23 protein-coding genes, 1 tRNA gene and 1 riboswitch (1 of these 25 running past the window's edge) are annotated in these 24,600 nt (G+C 67.6%); of the genes, 18 read left to right on the top strand and 6 right to left on the bottom strand.

Annotated elements, in window-relative coordinates; all coding sequences use genetic code 11:
• Positions 1-30: 30 nt before the first annotated feature.
• A riboswitch (TPP riboswitch) is annotated at positions 31-134 on the bottom strand.
• Positions 135-320: 186 nt separating this feature from the next.
• Together ESD82_RS21115 and ESD82_RS21110 are read left to right on the top strand one after the other, a co-directional pair.
• A complete protein-coding gene (locus ESD82_RS21115; protein ID WP_024842863.1) occupies positions 321-923 on the top strand; it encodes an HAD family hydrolase in 603 nt (200 codons plus the stop codon).
• A gap of 242 nt (positions 924-1,165) precedes the next feature.
• Positions 1,166-2,038: a DMT family transporter gene (locus ESD82_RS21110; protein WP_024842864.1), complete on the top strand. Its 873-nt coding sequence runs from the start codon at positions 1,166-1,168 to the stop codon at positions 2,036-2,038.
• Positions 2,039-2,069: 31 nt separating this feature from the next.
• Here ESD82_RS21110 and aroQ read toward each other — a convergent pair whose 3' ends face one another.
• The 3 genes from aroQ to ESD82_RS21095 are packed head-to-tail and all read right to left on the bottom strand — an operon-like array spanning position 2,070 to position 5,106.
• Positions 2,070-2,504, bottom strand: a complete 435-nt coding sequence (aroQ, locus tag ESD82_RS21105) for a type II 3-dehydroquinate dehydratase (RefSeq protein WP_024842865.1) — start codon at positions 2,502-2,504, stop codon at positions 2,070-2,072.
• 27 nt (positions 2,505-2,531) lie between these two features.
• The gene (locus ESD82_RS21100; protein WP_024842866.1) at positions 2,532-3,233 is read right to left on the bottom strand and encodes a response regulator transcription factor; all 702 of its coding nucleotides are present in this window, start codon (positions 3,231-3,233) and stop codon (positions 2,532-2,534) included.
• On the bottom strand, positions 3,226-5,106 hold the full coding sequence (locus ESD82_RS21095; protein WP_081750440.1) for a PAS-domain containing protein: 1,881 nt from the start codon (positions 5,104-5,106) through the stop codon (positions 3,226-3,228). The genes ESD82_RS21100 and ESD82_RS21095 overlap by 8 nt, the downstream gene beginning before the upstream one ends.
• A gap of 112 nt (positions 5,107-5,218) precedes the next feature.
• Here ESD82_RS21095 and ESD82_RS21090 point away from each other — a divergent pair, with 112 nt between their 5' ends.
• The 8 genes from ESD82_RS21090 (at position 5,219) to ESD82_RS21055 (ending at position 15,414) form a co-directional block, all read left to right on the top strand.
• Positions 5,219-7,195, top strand: a complete 1,977-nt coding sequence (locus tag ESD82_RS21090) for an AMP-binding protein (RefSeq protein WP_024842868.1) — start codon at positions 5,219-5,221, stop codon at positions 7,193-7,195.
• Positions 7,196-7,197: 2 nt separating this feature from the next.
• Positions 7,198-8,007 (top strand): ABC transporter ATP-binding protein, encoded by an 810-nt coding sequence (locus ESD82_RS21085; protein ID WP_177209323.1) that lies wholly within the window; start codon positions 7,198-7,200, stop codon positions 8,005-8,007.
• A 10-nt stretch (positions 8,008-8,017) separates the two neighbouring features.
• A complete protein-coding gene (locus ESD82_RS21080; RefSeq protein WP_024842870.1) occupies positions 8,018-8,998 on the top strand; it encodes a branched-chain amino acid ABC transporter permease in 981 nt (326 codons plus the stop codon).
• Positions 8,999-9,140: 142 nt separating this feature from the next.
• Positions 9,141-10,217: a branched-chain amino acid ABC transporter permease gene (locus ESD82_RS21075; RefSeq protein WP_024842871.1), complete on the top strand. Its 1,077-nt coding sequence runs from the start codon at positions 9,141-9,143 to the stop codon at positions 10,215-10,217.
• 47 nt (positions 10,218-10,264) lie between these two features.
• A complete protein-coding gene (locus tag ESD82_RS21070; RefSeq protein ID WP_024842872.1) occupies positions 10,265-11,545 on the top strand; it encodes an ABC transporter substrate-binding protein in 1,281 nt (426 codons plus the stop codon).
• Positions 11,546-11,603: 58 nt separating this feature from the next.
• Positions 11,604-12,428 carry an ABC transporter ATP-binding protein gene (locus ESD82_RS21065; RefSeq protein WP_024842873.1) on the top strand — a complete coding sequence of 275 codons (825 nt, stop codon included), beginning with the start codon at positions 11,604-11,606 and terminating at the stop codon, positions 12,426-12,428.
• Positions 12,429-12,446: 18 nt separating this feature from the next.
• Positions 12,447-13,664 (top strand): phenylacetate--CoA ligase family protein, encoded by a 1,218-nt coding sequence (locus ESD82_RS21060; protein ID WP_024842874.1) that lies wholly within the window; start codon positions 12,447-12,449, stop codon positions 13,662-13,664.
• A gap of 28 nt (positions 13,665-13,692) precedes the next feature.
• Positions 13,693-15,414, top strand: coding sequence for a peptidoglycan-binding protein (locus tag ESD82_RS21055; protein ID WP_024842875.1), 1,722 nt, complete (start codon positions 13,693-13,695; stop codon positions 15,412-15,414).
• A gap of 485 nt (positions 15,415-15,899) precedes the next feature.
• Here ESD82_RS21055 and ykgO read toward each other — a convergent pair whose 3' ends face one another.
• Together ykgO and ESD82_RS21045 are read right to left on the bottom strand one after the other, a co-directional pair.
• Complete coding sequence (ykgO, locus tag ESD82_RS21050) at positions 15,900-16,025, bottom strand: type B 50S ribosomal protein L36 (RefSeq protein WP_024842876.1); 126 nt, start codon at positions 16,023-16,025, stop codon at positions 15,900-15,902.
• 84 nt (positions 16,026-16,109) lie between these two features.
• Positions 16,110-16,184 (bottom strand) — tRNA-Val (locus tag ESD82_RS21045).
• A gap of 183 nt (positions 16,185-16,367) precedes the next feature.
• Here ESD82_RS21045 and ESD82_RS21040 point away from each other — a divergent pair.
• Genes ESD82_RS21040 through ESD82_RS21020 form a run of 5 tightly spaced genes read left to right on the top strand, consistent with a single transcriptional unit; the run spans position 16,368 to position 19,504 of the window.
• Entirely contained in the window at positions 16,368-17,231 is an 864-nt protein-coding gene (locus tag ESD82_RS21040; protein ID WP_024842877.1) for an N-formylglutamate amidohydrolase, read from the top strand.
• An 18-nt stretch (positions 17,232-17,249) separates the two neighbouring features.
• The gene (locus ESD82_RS21035; RefSeq protein WP_024842878.1) at positions 17,250-18,137 is read left to right on the top strand and encodes an SPFH domain-containing protein; all 888 of its coding nucleotides are present in this window, start codon (positions 17,250-17,252) and stop codon (positions 18,135-18,137) included.
• On the top strand, positions 18,134-18,406 hold the full coding sequence (locus tag ESD82_RS22380) for an NfeD family protein (protein ID WP_024842879.1): 273 nt from the start codon (positions 18,134-18,136) through the stop codon (positions 18,404-18,406). Before ESD82_RS21035 ends, ESD82_RS22380 begins: the two co-directional genes overlap by 4 nt.
• Positions 18,407-18,426: 20 nt before the next feature.
• Positions 18,427-18,822: an NUDIX hydrolase gene (locus ESD82_RS21025; protein WP_024842880.1), complete on the top strand. Its 396-nt coding sequence runs from the start codon at positions 18,427-18,429 to the stop codon at positions 18,820-18,822.
• A 52-nt stretch (positions 18,823-18,874) separates the two neighbouring features.
• Positions 18,875-19,504 (top strand): glutathione S-transferase family protein, encoded by a 630-nt coding sequence (locus tag ESD82_RS21020; RefSeq protein WP_024842881.1) that lies wholly within the window; start codon positions 18,875-18,877, stop codon positions 19,502-19,504.
• Here the strand turns inward: ESD82_RS21020 and pyrF are convergent, their stop codons facing one another.
• Positions 19,505-20,197, bottom strand: coding sequence for an orotidine-5'-phosphate decarboxylase (gene pyrF / locus ESD82_RS21015; protein WP_024842882.1), 693 nt, complete (start codon positions 20,195-20,197; stop codon positions 19,505-19,507).
• Between the two features lie 153 nt (positions 20,198-20,350).
• Here pyrF and clpB point away from each other — a divergent pair, with 153 nt between their 5' ends.
• The 3 genes from clpB to ESD82_RS21000 all read left to right on the top strand — a co-directional run.
• Entirely contained in the window at positions 20,351-22,978 is a 2,628-nt protein-coding gene (clpB, locus tag ESD82_RS21010; protein WP_024842883.1) for an ATP-dependent chaperone ClpB, read from the top strand.
• A gap of 132 nt (positions 22,979-23,110) precedes the next feature.
• Entirely contained in the window at positions 23,111-24,007 is an 897-nt protein-coding gene (msrP, locus tag ESD82_RS21005; protein WP_024842884.1) for a protein-methionine-sulfoxide reductase catalytic subunit MsrP, read from the top strand.
• A protein-coding gene (locus tag ESD82_RS21000; RefSeq protein ID WP_036747096.1) for a protein-methionine-sulfoxide reductase heme-binding subunit MsrQ crosses the window boundary here: on the top strand, positions 24,007-24,600 show its 5' portion. 33 nt of this gene lie beyond the right edge of the window; 594 of the gene's 627 nt are visible here — the first part of the coding sequence; its start codon is at positions 24,007-24,009; its stop codon lies off the right edge, out of view. The genes msrP and ESD82_RS21000 overlap by 1 nt, the downstream gene beginning before the upstream one ends.

The following is a 24,600-nucleotide window of genomic DNA, read 5'->3' as shown; positions in this document are numbered from 1 at the left end:
GGCGGATGGGTGGCGGCCTGGGATTGCGGGCCGCGTCACTCTACCCTTCCCTACGCCGGCATGACCCGGATCAGGTTCGATGGGTCGGTGCCGGGCACCTCTCAGCCCCGTGCGGGGCTCCCCAAGTGTATGAGTCTTCCGCGTGACACTAGGCCCCGGCGCCCCTTATTGCAAGGGCTGCGCGCGGCCGGCCCGTCGCGGCGCTGTCATGCATCCGTCCGCCTTGCCAGCCAAGATGGCCGGCGGGCGGCGGCGGTTTCGGGCTTTACACCGCCCGGAATTCCGGCCGATCTGGGCGCGGCGAAATGCGGAAGGATGCGATGAAAAGCGTGATTTTCGACCTGGGCGGGGTGCTGATCGACTGGGATCCGGCGTTGGCCTTTGCGGATGTCTTCACCAGCCGGGCCGAGGCCGAGACCTGGATGGCCCGCATCGACTTTCCCGGCTGGAACCGGATGCAGGACGGCGGGCGCAGTTTTGCCGAGGGGCTGGCCGCCGCCCGCGCCGAGCATGGCGACGAGGCGCGGCATCTGGCGGGCTATCTGGCGGCCTTTCCCGTCACCATAGAAAAGACCGTGCCCGGCAGCTGGGCGGTGGCCGAGGCGCTGCTGGCGCGCGGCGTGCCGCTTTATGCGCTGACCAACTGGTCGGCCGAGACCTGGCCGCATGCGCTGGAGCTGCATCCCCGGCTGGGCGGGCTGTTCGCCGACATCCTGGTCTCGGGCCAGGTCGGCGCGCTGAAGCCCGATCCGGCGATCTTTCGGCTGCTGATGGACCGCAACGGGCTGCGGCCCGGGGACTGCATCTTCATCGACGACAGCCCGGCCAATGTCGAGGGCGCCCGCGCGCTGGGCATGGACGGGATTCACTTTACCGGCGCCGAGGCGCTGGGCCGGGAACTGGCGCGGCGCGGGGTGATTTAAGGGGGAGGCTAGTCCGCTTTGCGGGGCGAAGCGGTCGGTCGGCTCTTGATGTTCCTGTCCCACAACGGTTAGAATCCCGGCATCGACCGAGTGGCAACTAGGGTTCCGGGCCGACCCATATGGGCCGCCGCAGGACCGAGCGTTGCAGAGACCGGGGGAGTTCCCTGGCTGCACCCAAGGGACAAAAGCCCAGGGGAGGAGACGTCGAGATCAACCGCGCCGATGGCGCAAAGGGGGTCTCAATGACGCTTGCCTCGCTGTTTCTTGTCGTTCTCGCATCCTTCATCCATGCCAGCTGGAACCTGCTGGCCAAACGTGCCGCCTCGGTCGGGCCGGTGTTCGTCTTTGCCTATAATCTGGTCGCCTGCGTCGCTTATGCGCCATGGGTGGCTTGGCTGCTGGTTCAGGGAGGCATCAACTGGACCAGGGAAGGCATCGGCTTTGTTCTGTTCAGCGGGCTGATTCATCTGGCCTACAGCCTCTGCCTGCAACGCGGCTACAGGGTGGCGGACTTGTCGGTGGTCTATCCGGTGGCGCGGGGGACCGGGCCGATGCTGTCCTCGATCGGCGCATTCCTGATCCTGGGGGAAAGCCCGACCGGCACGGGCCTGGTCGGGCTGGTCCTTGTCGTTCTCGGCATCATGCTGATCGCCACGCAGGGAAAGCTTGCCGCACTCACCCGCCCTGGCGGGCAGGCGGGTGTTCGGTGGGGCGCCGCGACGGGCGGGCTGATCGCCAGCTACACGGTGGTGGATGCCTATGCGGTAAAAGCCCTTGGCATCGCGCCGGTGGTGTTGGACTGGTTCTCGAACCTTTTGCGGTTCTTCCTGCTGCTGCCGCTGGTCCTCGCCAACCCTTACCGCTTCATGGAGGCGATGCGGGGCCATTGGTGGACCGCCTTCGGCGTGGGGCTGCTGTCGCCGCTGTCCTATATTCTCGTGCTTGCCGCACTGACGGGTGGCGCACCGCTCAGCCTTGTCGCACCGATGCGTGAAATGTCGATGATGGTCGGTGCGCTGATGGGGATGTTGATCCTGCGAGAGGCGGTCGGCCCGTGGCGGCTGGCTGGGTGCGGCGTGCTGATCGTGGGCGTGATCCTGTTGTCGGCATCGTGATGACCACGACGGCCAGCTTTGGGCTTACCCCTTATCCCACCAGCTTCGCCACATGGCGCAGCGCCAGCAGGTAGCCATTGACCCCGAAACCGGCGATCACGCCCTCGGCGCGCAGGCTGACATAGGAATGGTGGCGGAAGCTCTCGCGCTTGTGGACGTTGGAGATATGCACCTCGATCACCGGCCCGTCGAAGGCGTTCAGCGCATCCAGAATCGCCACCGAGGTATGGGTGAAGGCGGCGGGGTTGATGACGATGGCTTGCGCCTTCAGCCGCGCCTCGTGGATCAGGTCGATGATCGCGCCCTCGTGGTTCGACTGGTGGAAGGCGATGTCCAGCCCCAGCTCGGACCCCAACGCCTTGCAGTCGCGCTCGACGTCGGCCAGCGTGGTGCTGCCATAGATCTCGGGCTGGCGCTGGCCCAGCAGGTTCAGGTTCGGGCCGTTCAGGACATAGACGGTGGGCATGGCAATCTCCGCGACGATGGGGGCAATCTAGCCCAGTTCGGCCAGAAAGATATAGCCCGCGCCGTAGATCGTCTTGATCAGCCGCGGGTTCTTGGGATCCTCGCCCAGCTTGGTGCGCAGGCGCGAGATGCGCACGTCCATCGCCCGGTCGAAGCTTTCGCCCGCCGTGCCGCCCAGCGTCTCAAGCATCTGCGCGCGCGAGATCAGCCGGCGCGGATTGTCGAGAAACAGCCGCAAGACCTCGGCCTCGGCATGGGAGATCGGGGTCTCTGCGCCCTCGGGCGAAGTCAGGGTATAGCGGTCGAAATCCGCGGACCAGCCGGCAAAGCGGACCTGCTGGCGGCCGGGGCCGGCATCGCGCTGGGGCTTGCGCAGCCGGGCGCGGATGCGGGCCACGACCTCGGCCGGCTCGAAGGGCTTGATGATGTAGTCGTCGGCGCCCAGCTCAAGGCCCGTCACGCGGTCCTGCACCTGCGCCCGGCCCGAGATGATGATGATCGCCGCGCCGGATTCGCTGGCCAGCCGGTGCACCAGCGCCAGCCCGTCGCGGTCGGGCAGGCCCAGGTCGATCAGGCAGGCATCGGGCTGGATGCGGCGCAGCGCCGCCTCGAATTCGGTGGCGCGGGCGAAGCCTATGGTGCGAAAGCCCGCCTCCTCCAGCGCCGCGGACAGCAGGCGGCGGATTTCGGGTTCGTCGTCGAGAATGGCGATCAGGGGGGCGTCAGTCATCTGTCTCTGCCATGGCCACGGCCAGTTCGGTGTCGCCAAAGGGCTTGGTCAGGACCGGGCAGTCAAGCCCCGATCTGCGCGGATCGCCCGGCGGCAGCGCCGTCATCAGCACCAAGGGCAGGCCGCGGCCCAGCAGATCGGCGCCCGAGCCGTCGCCCAGTTGCAGGTCGGACAGGATCATGGTCAGTCCGGACAGGTCGGTCAACCCGCGTGCCTCGGAGAGCGAGCCGGCTTCGATCACCGAATGGCCCTGGGCGGTCAGCATCTCGCGGATATGGGCGCGGATGGCGTCGTCATCCTCGACCAGCAGCACCAGCTGCGGGCGGGCGGCGCGCAGCGGCAGGCGGATGGTCACCTGCGCGCCGCCGCCCTTGGCATTGCCCAGCCGGAGGGTGCCGCCCGCCAGCTTGATCTGGTCATAGACCATGGACAGGCCAAGCCCGGTGCCCTGGCTGCCCTTGGTGGTGAAGAAGGGCTCGGTCGCGCGCGCCAGCGCCTCGGCCGAGAAGCCGGGACCGGTATCGGTCACCGCGATCTCCAGCCACCTGCCGGCGGGGTGGGCCTCGACCGTGATGCGGCCCTGGCCCCGCATGGCGTCGCGCGCGTTCAGGATCAGGTTGAGCAGCACGTCCTGAAGCACGCCGGGGTCCAGCATCACCCGCGCCGGCAGATCGCCCAATCGGGTGTCGAGCGTGACGCCCGCGCCCAGCGTCGGCCGGGTCATCGCCGCCAGGTCGTCCAGCATGGCGCGCAGATCGACCGGCTGCGGCTGGTGCTCGCGCCTGCCGGTCAGCGCCGAGATGCCGTCGAGCAACCGCACCCCGCGCCGGGCGGCGGCCAGCGTGGCCTGCACGTCCTCGGCCTGTTCCGGCGCCAGCCCGGCGCGCGCCAGCCGTCCCTGAAGGCCCAGGATGATGGTCAAGAGGTTGCCGAAATCATGCGCCAGCCCGGATGTCATCTGCGCTGCCACCGCGCGCTTCGCCGCATGGGTCAGCGCCTCGCGCGCCTGCACCTCGGCGGTGACGTCGGTGGACAGGATATAGACGCCGCGCCCGTTCTGGTCCGGGGTCAGCGCGATGCGGATGCGCCGTCCCGAGGGCGGGTGCGTGATCTCGAACACCTGCGGCTGGCCGGCGATGGCGCGGTCCAGATGCGGGCGGATGCGGGCGAAGGTCTCGGCGCCCAGCACCGTTTCGCATTGGCAGCCGATGATCGCGCGATTCGCGCCGGGAAACACCATCGAGATCTGGTTGTTCGAGAAGGTATAGCGATAGTCGCGGTCCATATGCGCGATATGGGCCGGGACCATGGCGGTGACATGGCGGGTGCGCGCCTCGGATTCGGTCAGGATGCGCTTGGCCTCCTCCAGCGCGGCATTGGTCGCGGCCAGCGCCCGGTTCGCGGCCGACAGCCGCTCGGCATTTTCCAGCACCAGTTCGGAGAGTTCCTCGGAGCGGGCGCGCAGCAGCGCCTCCTGCCGCTTGATATGGGTGATGTCAGTATAGACCGCGATCCAGCCGCCCTGGCTGAGCGGCGCCCCCTCGACCGAGATCCAGCGGCCGTCGGCGCGCTTTCTTTCCATGTAATGCGGCTGGAAGGTGCGGGCCTGGTCCACGCGCTCGCGGATGGCGGCCTCGGGGTCGTCCTGGGGGCCGTATTCGCCGCGATGCACCAGGTAGCGGATCGTATCCTCGAAGGTGGCGCCGGTGCGGGTCAGCTCGTCCGGCAGGCCGAACATGGCCTGATAGGGGCGGTTGCAGACCGCCAGCCGCAGCTCGGCGTCGAAGATCGAGATCGCCTGCTGGATCAGGTTCAGCCCCGAGCGGGTCAGTTCGGCGTGCCGGTCGTTCGAAGGCGTGCCCATTCCTGGCATTGCGCGGTCCCTGTAACAATTTGTAGGATTCAGGAAAAACTGACGCAAGAATTGCCGCAGTAAGCTGCGATTGCCAGAGGGAAGAGGAGCCCTGACGGCAAGGGGAGGATACATGCAGAACGCTGAGGCGGCCCAGGCCGGTTTGCAGTCGATTCCAGCGTTGCTGGCGCGCAATGCCGAACGCTTCGGCAATCGGCCCGCCTATCGGGAAAAGGAATTCGGGATCTGGCAAAGCTGGACCTGGGCCGAGGCCGCGGCCGAGATCCGCGATCTGGCGCTGGGCCTTCTGGTGCTGGGCCTGAACCGGGGCGACCATGTCGCCATCATCGGCCGCAACCGCCCGGCGCATTACTGGGCCATGGTCGCGGCGCAGATGTGCGGCGCGGTGCCGGTGCCGCTGTATCAGGACGCGGTGGCCGACGAGATGGCCTATGTGCTGAACCATTGCGGTGCGCGCTTCGTGGTCTGCGGCGACCAGGAGCAGGTGGACAAGGTGCTTGAAGTCGGCGACCGCGCCCCCTCGGTCGAGCATATCGTCTATACCGACAAGCGCGGCATGCGGAAATACGACCACTCCCACATGAACGCGCTGGCGGATGTGCAGGCCGAGGGCCGCGCCGCCCAGCAGCGGCTGGGCCACGAACTGGACGCGCGCATCGCCGCGCTGGGCTACGGCGATACCTGCGTGATGCTGTATACATCGGGCACCACCGGCAAGCCCAAGGGCGTGGTGCTGTCGAACCGCAACATCATCGAGACCGCCAGGAACAGTGCCGCCTTCGATCGCCTGACCGAGCGCGAGGAGGTGCTGGCCTATCTGCCGATGGCCTGGGTCGGCGACTTCATCTTTTCGGTCGGACAGGCCTATTGGGCCGGATTCACCGTGAACTGCCCCGAGGGCGCGCATACGATGATGACCGACCTGCGCGAGATCGGACCGACCTATTTCTTCGCCCCGCCCCGCGTCTTCGAAGGGCAGCTGACCTCGGTGATGATCCGCATGGAGGATGCCGGCCGCTTCAAGCGCTGGCTGTTCCGGCACTACATGGAGATCGCCCGCCGCGTCGGCCCGGCGCTCCTGGACGGCAGGCCGGTGGGCGCGCTGGACCGGCTGCGCTATGCCCTGGGCAACCTGCTGGTCTATGGCCCGCTGAAGAACACCCTGGGCTATTCGCGCATCCGCGTCGGCTATACGGCGGGCGAGGCGATCGGTCCCGAGATCTTCGATTTCTACCGCAGCCTCGGCATCAACCTGAAGCAGCTCTACGGCCAGACCGAGGCCTCGGTCTTTATCACCCAGCAGCCGGACGGGCAGGTGCGTTCGGACACGGTCGGCGTGCCCTCGCCCGGCGTCGAGCTGAAGATCGCCGAGAATGGCGAGGTGTTCTACCGCTCGCCCGGCACTTTCGTGGAATATTACAACAATCCCGACAGCACCGCCTCGACCAAGGATGCCGAGGGCTGGGTGGCGACGGGCGATGCCGGATTCTTCGAGGAGGCGACCGGGCATCTGCGCATCATCGACCGCGCCAAGGACGTGGGCCGCATGGCCGATGGCCGGATGTTCGCGCCGAAATATGTCGAGAACAAGCTGAAGTTCTATCCCAACATCCTGGAGGCGGTGGTGTTCGGCGCCGGCCGCGACATGTGCACGGCCTTCATCAACATCGACCTGACCGCGGTCGGCAACTGGGCCGAGCGCAACAACATCGCCTATGCCAGCTATCAGGAGCTGGCCGGCCATCCGCAGGTCTATGCCACCATCAAGGAGCATGTCGAGGCGGTGAACGAATCCGTGGCGCAGGATCCGATGCTGTCGGGCTGCCAGATCAGCCGCTTCCTGGTGCTGCACAAGGAGCTGGACCCCGACGACGGCGAGATGACCCGCACCCGCAAGGTGCGCCGCAACATCATCGCCGAGAAATATGCCGACCTGATCGCGGCGCTCTATGACGGCCGCGATACGGTCAGCACCCGGACGGAAGTGACCTACGAGGACGGCCGCAAGGGCGAGATCCGCGCGGTGCTGAAAATCGAGGAGGCCCGGACCTTCCCGACCCGGACCATGCAGAAGGTGGCTGCGGAATGACCATGCAAGAAGGCTATACCACCGCCGACGGCCGCCAGATCGGCGGCGTGCTGATGGACCTGAAGAACATCACCCTGCGCTTCGGCGGCGTCACGGCGATCAAGGACATCAGCTTCGACATCCGCGAGGGCGAGATCCGCGCCATCATCGGCCCGAACGGCGCCGGCAAGTCCTCGATGCTGAACGTGATCTCGGGCTTCTATGTCCCGCAAGAGGGCGAGATCTGGTTCAAGGGCCATCGCCGCGGCCCGATGAAACCCTATGAGGTGGCGCGGCTGGGCATTGCCCGCACCTTCCAGAACATCGCGCTGTTCGACGGCATGTCGGTCCTGGACAACATCATGACCGGCCGCCTGAACATGATGAAGGCGCCGATCTGGAGCCAGGCGCTGTGGTGGGGCCGGGCTGAGCGCGAGGAAGTGGAAAACCGCGAGCAGGTCGAGAAGATCATCGACTTCCTGGAGATCCAGAACATCCGCAAGACCCCGGTCGGCCGGCTGCCTTACGGGTTGAAGAAGCGCGTCGAACTGGCGCGGGCGCTGGCGGCCGAGCCCAAGATCCTGCTGCTCGACGAGCCGATGGCCGGCATGAACGTCGAGGAGAAGGAGGACATGTGCCGCTTCATCCTGGACGTGAACGACGAGTTCGGCACCACCATCGCCCTGATCGAGCATGACATGGGCGTGGTCATGGACCTCAGCGACCGGGTGGTGGTGATGGATTACGGCCGCAAGATCGGCGACGGCACCCCCGACGAGGTGCGCAGCAATCCCGAGGTCATCAGCGCCTATCTTGGCGTGGCGCACGAATAAGGGGACGGCGATGGAATTTCTGTATGCAAGCGAAGTCCTGCTGAACGGCCTGATGGCCGGGGTGATGTATTCGCTGGTCGCGCTGGGTTTCGTGCTGATCTACAAGGCCTCGGGGGTCTTCAACTACGCCCAGGGGGTGATGGCGCTGTTCGCCGCCATGACGCTGGTGGGCATCATGGAGGGCCGGGTGCCCTTCGCGCATCTGATCGGCGCCGCCTTCGGCGTGCATGTATCCAGCTTCGGCTGGACCGTGCCGGGATTGCTGGCGATCCTGCTCACGGCGCTGATCATGGTCGGCCTCGCCATCGCCATCGAGAAGCTGGTACTGAAGCACCTGGTCGGGCAGGAGCCGATCATCCTGTTCATGGCCACCATCGGCCTGGCCTGGCTCCTGGAAGGGCTCGGCGACGTGATGTGGGGCGCCGACGTGAAGGTGCTGGACGTCGGCCTGCCGCAGGGCATTTCCGAGACGGTCGAGGCGATGACCGATGACTGGCTGGGCTACGGCTTCTTCATCGACCGGCTGGACATCTGGGCGGCGGTCATCGCGGCGGCGCTGGTGGCGGCGCTGGTCGGCTTCTCGCAATATACCAAGCAGGGCCGGGCGATGCGCGCGGTGGCCGACGACCACCAGGCGGCGCTGTCGGTGGGCATCAGCCTGCAATTCATCTGGATCATGGTCTGGTCGATCGCCGGTTTCGTCGCATTGGTCGCGGGCATCATGTGGGGCACGAAATCGGGCGTGCAGTTCAGCCTCTCGTTGATCGCCCTCAAGGCGCTGCCGGTGCTGATGCTCGGCGGATTCACGTCGATCCCCGGCGCCATCGTCGGCGGTCTCATCATCGGCATGGGCGAAAAGCTGTTCGAATATTTCGTCGGCCCCATGGTCGGTGGCGCGACCGAGAACTGGTTCGCCTATGTGCTGGCGCTGATCTTCCTCGTCTTCCGGCCGCAGGGGCTGTTCGGCGAGCGCATCATCGAGCGGGTCTGACGATGAAAAGATTCTATGCCTCCGGCGGGGATATTTGGGCAAGAAAGAAGGGCGGAATCTCGCGTTCTTCCTTGGAGAAATATCCCGCGGGGGTGTGGGGGCGCGAAGCCCCACGGGCAAGGCGTGACGCTGGGAGGAACGGATGCTTTACCGCGAGGCGGGTGATTTCAAGACGAGCTATCGCGACGATGGCCAGACCTTTCCGATCCGGCTGGATCGCTGGGGCTATTACGCGATCCTGGCGGTGGCCTTCCTGGTCGTGCCCTTCGTCATCGACAGCTACTGGGCCAATGCGGTGCTGGTGCCCTTCCTGATCTATGCCATCGCCGCCATCGGGCTGAACATCCTGACCGGCTATGCCGGGCAGGTCAGCCTGGGCACCGGCGGCTTCATGGCGGTGGGGGCCTATGCCGTCTACAAGCTGATGGTCGCCTTTCCGGGCGTGCCGATCGTCATCCATATCGTGCTGGCCGGCGCGATCACGGCGGTCGTCGGCATGCTCTTCGGCCTGCCCAGCCTGCGGATCAAGGGTTTCTACCTGGCGGTGGCGACGCTGGCCGCGCAGTTCTTCCTGGTGTGGCTCTTCAACAAGGTGCCGTGGTTTTACAACTATTCGGCCTCGGGCCAGATCAACGCGCCCGAGCGCACCATCCTGGGCTGGGCGGTGACCGGGCCCGCCACCACCGCTTCGGCGAAATACCTGATCTGCCTTGTCTTTGCCGTCGTGCTGGCCTGGGTGGCGCGCAACCTGACCCGCGGCAGCGTGGGGCGCAAATGGATGGCGATCCGCGACATGGACATCGCCGCCGAGATCATCGGGGTGAACCCGCTGACCGCCAAGCTGTCGGCCTTTGCCGTCTCCAGCTTCTTCGTCGGCATCGCCGGGGCGCTGCTGTTCTCGGTCTACCTAGGCGCGGCCGAGGCCAGCGAGGCCTTCGGCATCAACAAGAGCTTCCTGGTGCTGTTCATGATCATCATCGGCGGGCTGGGCAGCATCTTCGGCAGCTTTGCCGGCGCCGCCTTCCTGGTGCTGCTGCCGGTCTTTCTCAAGAACGTGCTGGTGGCGCAGTTCGGCTGGCCGACCGACCTGGCCGCCCATATCGAGCTGATGATCGTCGGCGCGCTGATCGTGTTCTTCCTGATCGTCGAGCCGCACGGGCTGGCGCGTCTCTGGGCGCTGACGAAGGAAAAGCTGCGGCTCTGGCCGTTCCCGCATTAACGACCGGACAACCGGCGGACCAGAAAACCCTTGGGGAGGAGACCAAGATGAAACTGAAACTCGCAACTGTCGCATTGGGCGCCGTCATGGCGGCGGCCCCGGCCATGGCCGACCTGGTGGTGCCCAATCTCAGCTATCGCACCGGGCCCTATGGCGCGAACGGCACGCAATATGCCGATGGGTTCAACGACTACTTCACCCTGCTGAACGAACGCGACGGCGGCATCGGCGGCGAGAGGGTCCGGACCCCGGAATGCGAGACCGCCTATAACACCGAAAAGGGCGTCGAGTGCTACGAGGCGACCAAGGGCTCGGGCGCGCTGGTCTATAACCCGCTGTCCACCGGCATCACCTATCAGCTGATCCCCAAGGTCGCGGCGGACAAGATCCCGCTTTACACGCCGGGCTATGGCCGGACCTCGGCCAAGAACGGCAAGGTCTTCGAATGGGTGTTCAACGCCCCGGCGAACTACTGGGACGGTGCCAGCGTGGCGATCAAGTATCTGCTGGACCAGAACGGCGGCGACCTGAACGGCAAGAAGATCGCGCTGGTCTATCACAACTCGGCCTATGGCAAGGAGCCGATCCGCACCCTGCAGGAGCTTGGCAAGAAGCACGGCTTCACCCTGACCGAGCTGCCGGTCGATCCGCCCGGCCAGGAGCAGAAGAGCCAATGGCTGCAAATCCGCCGCGACAAGCCGGATTACGTGCTGATGTGGGGCTGGGGCGTGATGAACCAGACCGCCATCCAGGAGGCCGCCAACATCCGTTTCCCGATGGAGAATTTCATCGGCACCTACTGGTCGGGCTCGGAAGTGGACGTGAAGCCGGTGGGCGCCGGCGCCAATGGCTACAAGGCGCTGACGTTCCACGGCGTCGGCATGGATTACCCGATCTATGAGGACATGAAGAAACATGTCATCGAGCCGGGCAAGGCCTCGCAGGGCGGGCAGTTCGTCGGCTCGGTGCTGTATTCGCGCGGCATGTATGCGGCGGTGGTGATTGCCGAGGCGATCAAGAAGGCGCAGGAACTGGCCGGCACGCCGCAGATCACGCCGGCGCAGCTGCGCGACGGGTTCGAGGCGCTGGACATCACGCCCGAGCGCCTGGCCGAGCTGGGCCTGCCGGACTTCGGTCCCGAGATCAAGATGACCTGCGACAACCACGGCGGCAGCGGCATGGCGCGGCTGCAGCAATGGGACGCCTCGGCCGGCAAGTGGAGCCTGATCACCGAGTTCACCGAGCCGGACCAGGAGGTGCTGGACCCGCTGATCCTGGAAGACAGCGAGGCCTATGCCAAGGAAGCCGGCATCTCGCCGCGCTGCTGATCCCTTGCCCCGGCGGTCCGCCGCCGGGGCCTTTCACCCGCGCCTGGAGGGAAAGTCCATGTTCGACGCCGCGCCGCAACGCGAGACCCTGCTTGAGGTCAACAATATCGAGGTGATCTACAATCACGTCATCCTGGTGCTGAAGGGCGTCAGCCTGTCGGTGCCCAAGGGCGGCATCACCGCGCTTCTGGGCGGCAATGGCGCGGGCAAGACCACGACGCTGAAGGCGATCTCGAACCTGCTGCATTCCGAGCGCGGCGAGGTCACCAAGGGCACGATCAGCTATCGCGGCGAACGGGTGCAGGAGCTGGACCCGGCCAGCCTGGTCAGAAAGGGCGTGATCCAGGTGATGGAGGGGCGCCATTGCTTCGAGCACCTGACCATCGAGGAGAACCTGCTGACCGGTGCCTATACCCGCGGCGACGGGCGCGCCGCCATCGCCCGCGATCTCGAGATGGTCTATTCCTATTTCCCCCGCCTCAAGGAGCGCCGGAAAAGCCAGGCCGGCTATACCTCGGGCGGCGAGCAGCAGATGTGCGCCATGGGCCGGGCGCTGATGTCGCGCCCCGAGACGATCCTGCTGGACGAGCCCTCGATGGGCCTGGCGCCGCAGCTGGTCGAGCAGATCTTCGAGATCGTGAAGGCGGTGAACGAGGGCGAGGGCGTGACCTTCCTTCTGGCCGAGCAGAACACCAATGTCGCGCTGCGCTATGCCCATTACGGCTATATCCTGGAAAGCGGCCGGGTGGTGATGGACGGGCCGGCGGATGCGCTGCGCGAGAACCCGGACGTCAAGGAATTCTATCTCGGCATGTCCGACCAGGGCCGCAAGAGCTTTCGCGACGTGCGGTCCTATCGCCGGCGCAAGCGCTGGCTGGCCTGAGCGCAGAAAGGCACCCCCATGGCATTCTATGACAAGCTTGAAACCCGCAGCGCCGACGAGCGGGCATCATGGCTGGCGGCCGAACTGCCCGCCGCCGTCGCCCGCGCCGGCACGGCGCCGGGGCTGGCGCGCCTTCTGGGCGATGTCGAGCCCGGCCGGATCACCACGCGCGAGGCGCTGGCCCGGCTGCCGGTGATCCGCAAATCCGAACTCTCGGCCGCGCAAAAGGCCATGCCGCCCTTTGGCGGCTTCACCACCCGGCCGGCCCCGGATTTCGAGAACGTCTTCCAGAGCCCTGGCCCGATCTACGAGCCCGGCCGGCGCGGCGAGGACTGGTGGCGGCTGGGGCGTTTCCTGCATGCGGCGGGCGTGGGCCGGGGCGATATCGTCCACAACTGCTTCGGCTATCACCTGACGCCGGCGGGGATGATGTTCGAAAGCGCCGCCCGCGCCGTCGGGGCCGCGACCCTGCCGGCCGGCACCGGCCAGACCGAATTGCAGGTCCGCGCCGCGGCGGACATCGGCACCACCGTCTATGCCGGAACGCCGGATTACCTGAAGATCATGCTCGACAAGGCCGATGAACTGGGCGAGCGGCTGCGCCTGACCCGCGCCGTGGTCTCGGGCGGGGCGTTGTTTCCCAGCCTGCGGCAGGGTTACGCGGATCGCGGCATCGCCACGACGCAATGCTATGCCACCGCCGACTTGGGCCTGATCGCCTATGAATCGCCGGCCATGGAGGGGATGATCGTGGATGAGCGGGTGATCGTCGAGATCGTCCGCCCCGGCACCGGCACCCCGGTCCCGGATGGCGAGGTGGGCGAGGTCGTCGTCACCACGCTGAACCCGGATTATCCGCTGCTGCGTTTTGCCACCGGCGACCTGTCGGCGGTGCTGCCGGGGGCCAGCCCCTGCGGGCGCACCAACATGCGCATCAAGGGTTGGATGGGCCGCGCCGACCAGACCACCAAGATCAAGGGCATGTTCGTGCGCCCCGAGCAGGTGGCGGCGCTGGTGGCCCGCCACCCGGAAATCTCACGCGCTCGTGTGGTCGCAGACCGCGCCGGGGACATGGATGTGATGACGGTGCTGCTGGAAACCGGGGCCGATGATGCGGCAAGATACGAAGGAACGGTGTTGGATACACTGAAACTTCGCGGCCGGGTGGAACTGGTTGCGCCGGGCTCGCTGCCGAACGACGGCAAGGTGATCGAGGATCGGCGCAGCTACGACTGATTCCGGCCCCCCGGAATGAGGTTGCCCGATGCGCATCGCTGCCGTCCTGCTTGCCGCCCTGGTCGGGGCCGCGCCCGCCTGGGCCGAGAATCGCGCCGTCATCATCGGCAATGCCGATTATCGCAGCGCCCCCGACCTGGCCGGCTCGGATACCATGGCGCTGGCAAAGGCGCTGCGCGAGGCGGGCTTCACCACCCAGCAGGGCCTCGATCTCGAGGCCCGGCCGCTGCGCCGGCTGCTTGAATCGCTGGCCCGCGCCGATGCCGATCCCGGCGCGCGCATCGTGGCGCTGAACGGCCGCTTCCTGCATGATGCCGAGGAAACCTGGTTCATGGGCACCGATGCCGATACGCCCGGCCCGGCGGCGGCCGGGGGGCAGGGCGTGCCGCTGTCGCTGGTCATGCGGCTGATGGCGGGGGGCGATCCGGGCGCGGTGCTGATCCTGGGCACCGATGCGCAGCAGATGCCGCACCGGCCGGGGCTGGAAAACGGCATCGGCGCGCTTCGGCCGCCGGCCGGGGTCTCGGTCGTCACCGGCCCGCCCGAGGCCGGCGCCCGCGCCCTGGCCCGGCTGCTGGACGGGGCGACGCTGGCCCAGGCCAGCGCCGGCCGGGCGCTTTCCCTGCTGCCCGAGGCTGCAGGCGACCTGCGCCCGGTGCCGCCGCGCAAGGCTGCCGACGCCCTGGCCGATGACCGCGACGCCTGGGCCGAGGCCGCGGTGGCAGATACCGCCCTGGCCTATCGGGATTATCTGGCGCGCTTTCCGCAGGGGATCTACGCCGCGGATGCGCGCGACAGGCTGGCGCAGATCGGCCGTGCGCCGGGGGTGCGCCATGCCGACCGCGCCGCCTGGAGCCTGGCTGCCGCGACCGATACGGCCGCCGCCTATGCGACCTATCTGAAGCAGTTTCCCGCCGGGCCCCATGCCGGCGCCGCCCGCAAGCGGCTGGCCGAATTGCGCCCCGTCCCACCCGCAAGGCCCGCCTCGCAGCCCGCGTCGGCGGTGGCGGCCGAACAGGCGCTTTCCCTCGGCCCGGCCGGCCGGGCGGCCGTCCAGCGCCACCTGTCCCGGCTTGGCCTGCAGCCGGGCGCGGCCGACGGCGTCTTCGGCCCGCGCACGCGCCTGGCGATTTCGGGCTGGCAGCGCGCCAACGGGCTGGCCGTCACCGGCCACCTGACCGGGCCGCAGGTGCGGATGATCGCCGAGCAGGCCGAAGGCCGCGCCACCGAGGCCGCCGCCCAGGATCGCGCCTTCTGGCGGCAAAGCGGCGCAAGCGGCGATGCCGGGGGGCTGCGCGCCTATCTCGACCGCTATCCCCAGGGCATCCATGCCGAGGCGGCGCGACGCCAGCTGGCCGGGGCCGGCACCGGTCAGGACGCCCCCCATGGCGACGAGGCGACATGGCGCTGGGCCCGCCGCCAGGGCTCGGCCGCGGCCTATGAGACCTATCTGGAACGCTTCCCCTCGGGCATCCATGCGCCGGCCGCGCGGGAACGCCTTGCCACCCTGCGCGCCGGCGTCGAGGCGGCGCGGCGTGAAGAGGCGGGGCTTGACCTCACCCCCGCGACCCGCCGCCTGATCGAGGAGCGGCTGCGCGCCGCCGGCATGCAGCCGGGTCCGGCCGAGGGCGAGTTCACCGAGGAAACCCGCGCGGCGCTGCGCCGCTACCAGGCGGCGCGCAACCTGCGCGTCACCGGCTATGTGACCCGGCAGACGATCTCGGGCCTGCTGGCGGATGTCCTGCGCTAGTCGCTGACAACGGGAAGCATCGCGCTTTCGTCATGCCGGCAGGGGCTGCATCGCGGCGCAGGTGCCCTGCAACGCCTGCAAGGCGAGCTGGCGGCGCTGATTTCCTTCGCGGGGTTCGTGCTGCTTGCACCGATGGCCGCCCTGGGCCAGGGCATGCGCCGTGCCGCCTTGCTCCGACTGGGGGAGTGAACGCTTGCCGCCAGCCAGCCACTCGCCGGCATCTGTCCGCGGTTTGCGCGCCGCCCCCTGCCGCGCCGCCGCGGCGATCCTGCCGGACCGCTGCGGTGGCCCAAGGATCTCGCCCGGATCCCTGCCGCGTTGACGGCGGGTCGGCCCTGTCGCGCTTCCCATCTTCTTCCTTGTGGAAATATCCACGGGGGTGTGGGGGCAGTCAGCCCCCACTTGCTGCGCACCAGGGCCGAAATGCGAAAACGCCCGCGGCACAGGGCCTGCGGGCGTTCCGGGATTCAGCCGACCGGCCGTTCTCAGCCCTGGCGGGCCTTGAAGCGCGGGTTGGTCTTGTTGATGATGTAGATGCGGCCCTTGCGGCGCACGACTTGGCAGTCACGGTGGCGGCTCTTGAGCGAGCGGAGCGAATTGCGAACCTTCATCGGTCTTCTCCTATCGCGGCGCATCGCTAGGTCGCGCCTTGAAAACGAAATACCCCCGAAAAAGCCTCGGGGGCGCGAAATGAATGGTGGGCGGTACTGGGATCGAACCAGTGGCCACTACGATGTCAACGTAGTGCTCTACCGCTGAGCTAACCGCCCCCCGTCAGGTGATTCTGCCAGCCTGCGCCGCCAGATCGCCTGGATCGGCGTGTCTATAGCCACCTCGCCCAGGGGTTTCAAGCCCTCAATCGACGGCTATTGGCCTTCCTCGATCATGGTTTATAAATCTTCCTGTCTCGACCGTCCAGAATGGCGCCGTCTGCGCCGCCGGGGAAAGCCAGGATGACCAGGGAAGAGCCGACCTTCGATCTGATGCGGCCGCAATCGTGGCTGGGCGGGGTGATCTTTGCCTCGCCGCATTCCGGCCGGGCCTATCCCGACTGGTTCCTGGCCGAATCGCGGCTGGATGCGCAGCAGCTGCGCTCGTCCGAGGATGCCTTCGTGGACCGGCTGATCGCTCCGGCGCTGGAGCATGGCGCCATGATGCTGACCGCGCGGGTGCCGCGCTGCGTGGTGGACCTGAACCGCGGCCCCGAGGAGATCGACCCCCTGGTGGTGTCGGGCGCCGCGCCGGGGATCAGCAATCCGCGGATCATGGCGGGGCTGGGGGTGATTCCCCGCGTCGTCTCGCAGGGGCGCGTCATCCACGACCGGCCGATCCCGCGGGCCGAGGCCGAAAGCCGCATCGCCCGGCTGTGGCATCCCTATCACCGGGCGCTTTCGGCGCTGATCGACGAGGCGGTGGCGCAGTTCGGCGGCGCCATCCTGATCGACATGCATTCCATGCCGCGCGATGCGCTGACCCATCTGCCGCGCCCGCGTCCCGACATGGTGCTGGGCGACCGCAACGGCGTCTCGGCCGCGCCGCGGATCAGCGCCGGCGTGGCCGAGGCGGTGGCGGCCGAGGGCTTCCGGCTGCGGCGCAACTCGCCCTTTTCCGGCGCCTATATCACCCAGACCTATGGCCGGCCGCGCAACAATGTCCATGTCGTGCAACTGGAACTGGACCGCTCGCTCTACATGGACGAGGGGCGGATCGAGCCGCGCCCGGATTTCGAGCTGTTCCGGACCCGTTTTGGCCGCGTCGTCGCCCGGCTGGCGCGGCTGCGCCCGGATGCCAGCGACGCGGCCTTCGCCGCCGAGTGACCAAGGAAAGGAAATGCGATGCCGCCCGAAATCGCCGAGATGATCGGCCAGAACATCGCCCTGATCGTGCTGGCGGTGGTGATCCTGTTCGCCGTCAGCCGCGCCGTCCGCATCGTCCCGCAATCGGAAAAATACGTCGTCGAGCGTTTCGGCCGGCTGCATGCGGTGCTGGGGCCGGGGATCAATTTCATCGTTCCCTTCCTTGACCGGGTGGCGCATCGGATCTCGGTGCTGGAACGCCAGCTGCCGACTTCGCGCCAGGACGCGATCACCGCCGACAACGTGCTGGTGCAGGTGGAAACCAGCGTCTTCTATCGCATCATCGAGCCGGAAAAGACCGTCTATCGCATCCGCGACGTGGATGCGGCGATCACCACCACGGTGGCGGGGATCGTGCGCTCGGAAATCGGCGCGATGGAGCTGGACCAGGTGCAGTCGAACCGCGCCCAGCTGATCGAGCGCATCCGCGACGCGCTGGCCAATATCGTCGATGACTGGGGCATCGAGGTGACGCGGGCCGAGATTCTGGACGTCAACCTGGACGAGGCGACGCGGGCCGCCATGCTGCAACAGCTGAATGCCGAACGCGCCCGCCGCGCCCAGGTGACCGAGGCCGAGGGCCGCCGCCGCGCCGTGGAACTGGCCGCCGACGGCGATCTTTACGCCGCCGAGCAGCAGGCCAAGGCGAAGCGCCTGCTGGCCGATGCCGAGGCCTATGCCACCGCGGCCATCGCCACCGCGATCCGCGAGGGCGGGATCGAGGCGGCGCAATACCAGGTCGCCATGCGCCAGGTCGATGTGCTGGCCGAGGTCGGCAAGGGGCAGGGCAAGCAGACGGTGATCGTCCCCGCCTCGGCCGTCGAGGCGCTGGGCGACGCCTTCCGCATGCTGCGGGGTGGCAAATGAGCTGGGCGAACGGCTGGATCTGGATCATCGCGGCGCTGATCCTGGCGGCGGTGGAACTGGCGCTGCCGGGCTGGTTCTTCCTGGGCCTGGCCGGCGCGGTGCTGCTGATGGGGCTGGCGCTGCTTCTGGGCCTGTGGCCCGGCGGGCTGCCGATGGCGCTGGTGGTCACGGCGGTCCTGACCGGGGTGATCTGGCTGGCGTTGCGGCGCATCTTCGGCAAGAACCGCGGCGAGGTGCGGCGCTGGACCCGCGACATCAACGACAACTAGGCTTTGCCGGCGCCAAGCTGGTGCTGACCCATGGCGCGTGCCTGCTGACCTGCCTGCGCGACGATTACGGCTGGATCCCCTTTCCGGCGCATTGGGATCTGCCCGGCGGCGGGGCCGAGCCGGACGAGTCGCCGGTCGAATGCGCCCTGCGCGAACTGGACGAGGAATTCGGGCTGCGCCTTGCGGCCGGGCGGCTGGCGGGGCGGGCCTTTCCCTCGGTCTCGGAGCCCGGTCGGCTGTCCTGGCTGTTTTCCGGCACGATCACCGCGACCGAGATCGCGGTGATCCGCTTTGGCGGCGAGGGGCAGGAATGGCGGATGATGCCGGTTGCGGAATTCGTCGCCCATCCGCGCGCCGTGCCGCATTTCCGCGACCGAGTGCGGCTTGTCCTTGCCGGTGCCGGCTGCGGGATTTGAGAATCGCCCCGCGGCGTGCATGATCGGGCCACCCGCAGCAAGGAGGGCAGCCATGTCCCGCATGCAGCTTTATCGTCGCAACGGCTGGGGCTCGGCCATCGTCGAGGCGCAACTGGCGCATTACGGGCTCGATGCCGAGGGGGTCGAGGTCGCGGATCTGTTCCTGGACCCGGCCGCCAGACGCGAATTGATGCGGATCAGCCCGGCCGGGCAAATCCCGGTGCTGATCCTGCCCGATGGCCGGGTCATGTCGGAAAGCGCGGCGATCACGCTGTACCTGGCCGACATGACGGGCAGGGACGACCTGGTGCCCGAGGCCGGGGCCGCCGAGCGGCCGCGTTTCCTGCGCTGGCTGATCTTCCTGGTGGCGCAGGTCTATCCCTGCTTTACCTTTGGCGACGATCCGGCGCGGTTCCTGAGCGACCCGGCGGCGCAAAAGGAGTTGGGCGAGGCCACCACGGCGCGGTTGCAGCAGCTTTGGGCCGCCGTTGAAGGCGTGGTGGGCGCGCCCTGGTTCCTGGGCGAGCGGTTCTCGGCGCTGGATATCTACCTGGCGGCGATGACCAACTGGAAGCCCGGCCCGGAATGGTTCGAGGGCCATGCGCCCAAGGTCTGGTCCATCGCCCGCGCTACGGCGGCGCGGGAGGATCTGGCGCCGGTCATGCAGCGCAATTTCGGCTGATTATGCCCCGGCCAGTTCGGCCTGGATCGCCTGAGCCGCGGCGCGCGGGTCCGCGGCCTGCCAGATCGGCCGTCCGACGACGATATGGTCGGCGCCGCTGGCGATGGCCGTGGCCGGGGTCTCGATCCGCTTCTGGTCGCCGGCATCGCTGCCCGCCGGGCGCACGCCGGGGGTCACGATCAGCCGGCCCGCCGCCTCGGGCAGGGCGCGGATCAGGGCTGCTTCGCGCGGGCTGGCGATGACGCCGTCCGCCCCGGCCTCGAAGGCGCGGGCGGCGCGGGTCGCCACGATCTCGGCCACGTCGCCCGGCACGATCAGCCCGGCATCCAGGTCGGCGCGGTCCAGCGAGGTCAGGATGGTCACCGCCAGGATCTTCAGCCCCGAGCCGCTTGCCCCCTGTTTCGCCGCCCGGACCACATGCGGGTCGCCATGCACGGTCAGGAAATCCAGGTCGTATTGCGCGATGCCTTTCACCGCCGCCTCGACCGTGGCGCCGATGTCGAAGAACTTCATGTCCAGGAAGATGCGCTTGCCATGTTCCTGTTTCAGCTCGTTGGCCAGCGCCAGGCCGCCGCCGGTCAGCATGCCCAGGCCGATCTTGTAGAAGCTGGCGGCGTCGCCGATCCTTTCGGCCAGTTCCAGCCCGGCCAGCGCGTTCGGCACGTCCAGCGCCACGATCAGACGGTCGTCCATGTTCCACCTCAGCCTGCGACAAACGGGCCGCTTATAGGCGGGAACCCTCTGTCTTGAAACCCCGTTTGTTCCTGCCCATGTGACTGGCAAGACCCGAGCCGGATCGTGCCAATGCGGGCGATCCAAAGCGGGGGCTGAGGAAAGGATTTTCATATGGATATGGAAAAGTTCACGGAACGGTCGCGGGGCTTTTTGCAGGCGGCGCAGACCATCGCCATCCGCGAGGAAAACCAGCGCGTGATGCCCGAGCATCTGCTCAAGGCGCTGATGGATGACGACCAGGGCTTTGCCAGCAACCTGATCGCGCGGGCCGGCGGCGATGCCCAGGCCGTGCGCCAGGCCGTCGACCAGGCGGTGGCGAAGCAGCCCAAGGTCAGCGGCGGGCAGGGGCAGGTCTATGTCGATCCCTCGATGGTGCGGGTGCTGGACGAGGCCGAGAAGCTGGCCAAGAAGGCCGGCGACAGTTTCGTGCCCGCCGAGCGGGTGCTGACCGCGCTGGCCATCGTCAACACCAATGCCCGCGATGCGCTGGCGGCCGGCAAGGTGACGGCGCAGGCGCTGAACGGCGCCATCAACGACATCCGCAAGGGGCGCACGGCCGACACCGCCAGCGCCGAGGACAGCTATGAGGCGCTGTCGAAATACGCCCGAAACCTGACCGAGGCCGCGGCCGAGGGCAAGATCGACCCGATCATCGGCCGGGACGAGGAAATCCGCCGCGCCATGCAGGTGCTGTCGCGCCGCACCAAGAACAACCCGGTGCTGATCGGCGAGCCCGGCGTCGGCAAGACCGCCATCGCCGAAGGGCTGGCGTTGCGCATCATCGACGGCGACGTGCCGGAAAGCCTGCGCAACAAGCAGCTCTGGGCGCTGGACATGGGGGCGCTGATCGCCGGCGCGAAATATCGCGGCGAGTTCGAGGAGCGGCTGAAGGCGGTGCTGAAGGAGATCGAGGATGCCGCCGGCGAGATCGTGCTGTTCATCGACGAGCTGCATGTGCTGGTCGGCGCCGGCAAGACCGACGGCGCCATGGATGCCGCGAACCTGATCAAGCCGGCGCTGGCGCGGGGCGAGTTGCATTGCGTCGGCGCCACCACGCTGGACGAATACCGCAAGTATATCGAAAAGGACGCGGCGCTGGCCCGGCGCTTCCAGCCGGTCATGGTCGAGGAGCCGACGGTCGAGGACACGATCAGCATCCTGCGCGGCATCAAGGAGAAGTATGAGCTGCATCACGGCGTGCGCATCAGCGACGCTGCGCTGGTGGCGGCGGCGACCCTGTCGCATCGCTACATCACCGACCGCTTCCTGCCCGACAAGGCCATCGACCTGGTGGACGAGGCCGCGAGCCGGCTGCGCATGGAGGTGGACAGCAAGCCCGAGGAGCTGGACCAGCTCGATCGGCAGATCCTGCAGATGCAGATCGAGGCCGAGGCGCTGAAGAAAGAGGACGACGCCGCCTCCAAGGACCGGCTGGAGAAGCTGGAGAAGCAGCTGTCGGAACTGCAGGAGAAATCCGCCTCGCTGACCGCCCGCTGGCAGGCCGAGCGCGACAAGCTGGAAGGCTCGCGCACGCTGAAGGAGCAGCTCGACCGCGCCCGCGCCGAACTGGACCAGGCCAAGCGCGAGGGCAACCTGGCCCGTGCGGGTGAGTTGAGCTATGGCATCATCCCCGGACTCGAGCGGCAGCTGGCCGAGGCCGAGGGCCATAACGACGGCCTGCTGGTCGAGGAGACCGTCCGCCCCGAGCAGGTCGCCGAGGTGGTGGAACGCTGGACCGGCATTCCCACCAGCAAGATGCTGGAGGGCGAGCGCGAGAAGTTGTTGAAGATGGAGGACGTGCTGAGCAAGCGCGTCATCGGCCAGTCCGAGGCGGTGACGGCGGTGTCGAACGCCGTGCGCCGGGCGCGGGCCGGGCTGAACGATCCCAAGCGGCCGCTGGGCAGCTTCCTGTTCCTGGGCCCGACCGGCGTCGGCAAGACCGAGCTGACCAAGGCGATCGCCGAATACCTGTTCGACGACGACAGCGCCATGGTCCGCATCGACATGTCCGAGTTCATGGAGAAGCATTCGGTCGCGCGGCTGATCGGCGCGCCTCCGGGCTATGTCGGCTATGACGAGGGCGGCGTGCTGACCGAGGCGGTGCGGCGGCGTCCCTATCAGGTGATCCTGTTCGACGAGGTCGAAAAGGCGCATCCGGACGTGTTCAACGTGCTGCTGCAGGTTCTGGACGACGGCCAGCTGACCGACGGCCAGGGCCGGACGGTGGACTTCAAGCAGACGCTGATCGTGCTGACCTCGAACCTCGGTGCGCAGGCGCTGTCGGCGCTGCCGGAGGGTGCCGATTCCGGCCAGGCGCGCGCGCAGGTGATGGATGCGGTCCGGGCGCATTTCCGGCCCGAGTTCCTGAACCGGCTGGACGAGATCATCATCTTCCATCGCCTCACGCGCGAGAACATGGACGGCATCGTCAGGATCCAGCTCTGGCAGCTGGAAAGCCGGCTGGCGCAGCACAAGATCGGGCTGGAGCTGGACGAGGCGGCGCTGAAATGGCTGGCGGACGAGGGCTATGACCCGGTTTTCGGCGCCCGGCCGCTGAAGCGGGTGATGCAGCGCAGCCTGCAGAACCCCCTGGCCGAGATGATCCTGGCCGGCGAGGTGCTGGACGGGCAGACCGTGCATGTCAGCGCCGGGCCCGAGGGGCTGATCGTCGGCAACCGCGTCTCCTCGGCCCATCTGGGTTCGGCGGATGACAGCGGGCCGCGGGTGCCGCTGCACTGAGACGCGAGAGGGGCGGATGCACGGTATCCGCCCCTTTTTCCGGCCCGGCGCTCGCGCGGAAGTCACGCCGAGTTTCATCGGCATTCTGCGCGCCGGGTGGCATGATATGCGGGCGACAGGGGGGGAAGCGCCATGAAGCTGAAATGGTCCGATGTGACGCCCGAGGCGGATTACCTGAACCGCCGCGCCTTCCTGGCGGCGGGCATGGCGGCGCTGGCGACGCCTGCCCTGGGGCTGCAGGGCAGGCCCTCGGCCTTTTCGACCGACGAGACGCCGAACAGCCTTGAGGACATCACGCACTACAACAATTTCTACGAGTTCGGCACCGGCAAGAGCGATCCGGCGCAATATTCCGGCAGCCTGAAGACCTCGCCCTGGTCGGTGACGATCGACGGCATGGTGGACCGGCCCGGCAGCTACGGCGTCGAGGATCTGGCCCCTGAATCGGCGCTGGAGGAGCGCATCTATCGCCTGCGCTGCGTCGAGGCCTGGTCGATGGTCATCCCTTGGCTGGGCGTGCCGCTGGCGGCGGTGCTGGACAGGGTCGGCGTGCAGCCCGGCGCGAAATTCGTCGCCTTCCGCACGCTGCACGACCCCGAGCAGATGCCGGGCCAGCGCACCCGCATCCTCGACTGGCCCTATCGCGAGGGGCTGCGGCTGGACGAGGCCATGCATCCGCTGACCATCCTGGCGACCGGGCTTTACGGGCGCATTCTGCCCAACCAGAACGGCGCGCCGATCCGGCTGGTGGTGCCGTGGAAATACGGCTTCAAGTCGATCAAGTCGGTGGTGTCGATCACCCTGACCGACAGGCAGCCGCCCTGCAGCTGGCAGATGATGCAGCCCGGCGAATACGGCTTCTATGCCAATGTGAACCCGCAGGTGGACCATCCGCGCTGGTCGCAGGCGACCGAAAGGCGGATCGGCCGCGGCCTTTTCGGTGGCCGGCAGGAGACGCTGATGTTCAACGGCTATGGCGATCAGGTGGCCGGGCTCTATGCGGGCATGGACCTGGCGAAGCATTACTGATGCCGCAGCACCTCAATCGCTGGCTGCGGCACGTTCCGGTCTGGGCGGTCTGGCTGGCGGGGCTGATCCCGCTGGGGCTGCTGGTCTGGGACACGCTGCAGGGCAACCTGGGCGTCGATCCGGTGCGCGACATCGAACATCGCCTGGGCCGCACCGCGATCTATTTCCTGCTGGCGACCCTGGCGGTGACGCCGCTGCTGCGGCTGACGCGGCTGAACCTGATGCGCTTTCGCCAGGCGCTTGGGCTGATCTGCTTTGCCTATGTCGCCTGCCATCTTGCGGCCTGGGTGGTCTTCGACATGGCTTTTCTCTGGGCGCAGATGCTCGGGGACGTGGTGAAGCGGCCCTATCTGGTTTTCGGCATGCTGGCCTTCGTCATGCTGCTGGCGCTGGCGCTGACCTCGAACCGGTTCTCGATCCGCCGCCTGGGCGTGCGCTGGCGGCAACTGCATCGGCTGGTCTATCCGGCGGCGCTTCTGGCTGCTTTTCACTGGCTGTGGGCGCTGAAGGTTTGGGGATCGTGGCCGCTGGCGATTTTTGGGGCGATTCTTTTGCTTCTTGGCCTGCGTTTGCTGGGAAAAGCGCGGCGGCGG

The sequence above is a fragment of the Paracoccus pantotrophus genome (genome assembly GCF_008824185.1).
Classification (GTDB): Bacteria; Pseudomonadota; Alphaproteobacteria; order Rhodobacterales; family Rhodobacteraceae; genus Paracoccus; species Paracoccus pantotrophus.
This window is presented reverse-complemented; position numbering and strand designations above follow the sequence as displayed.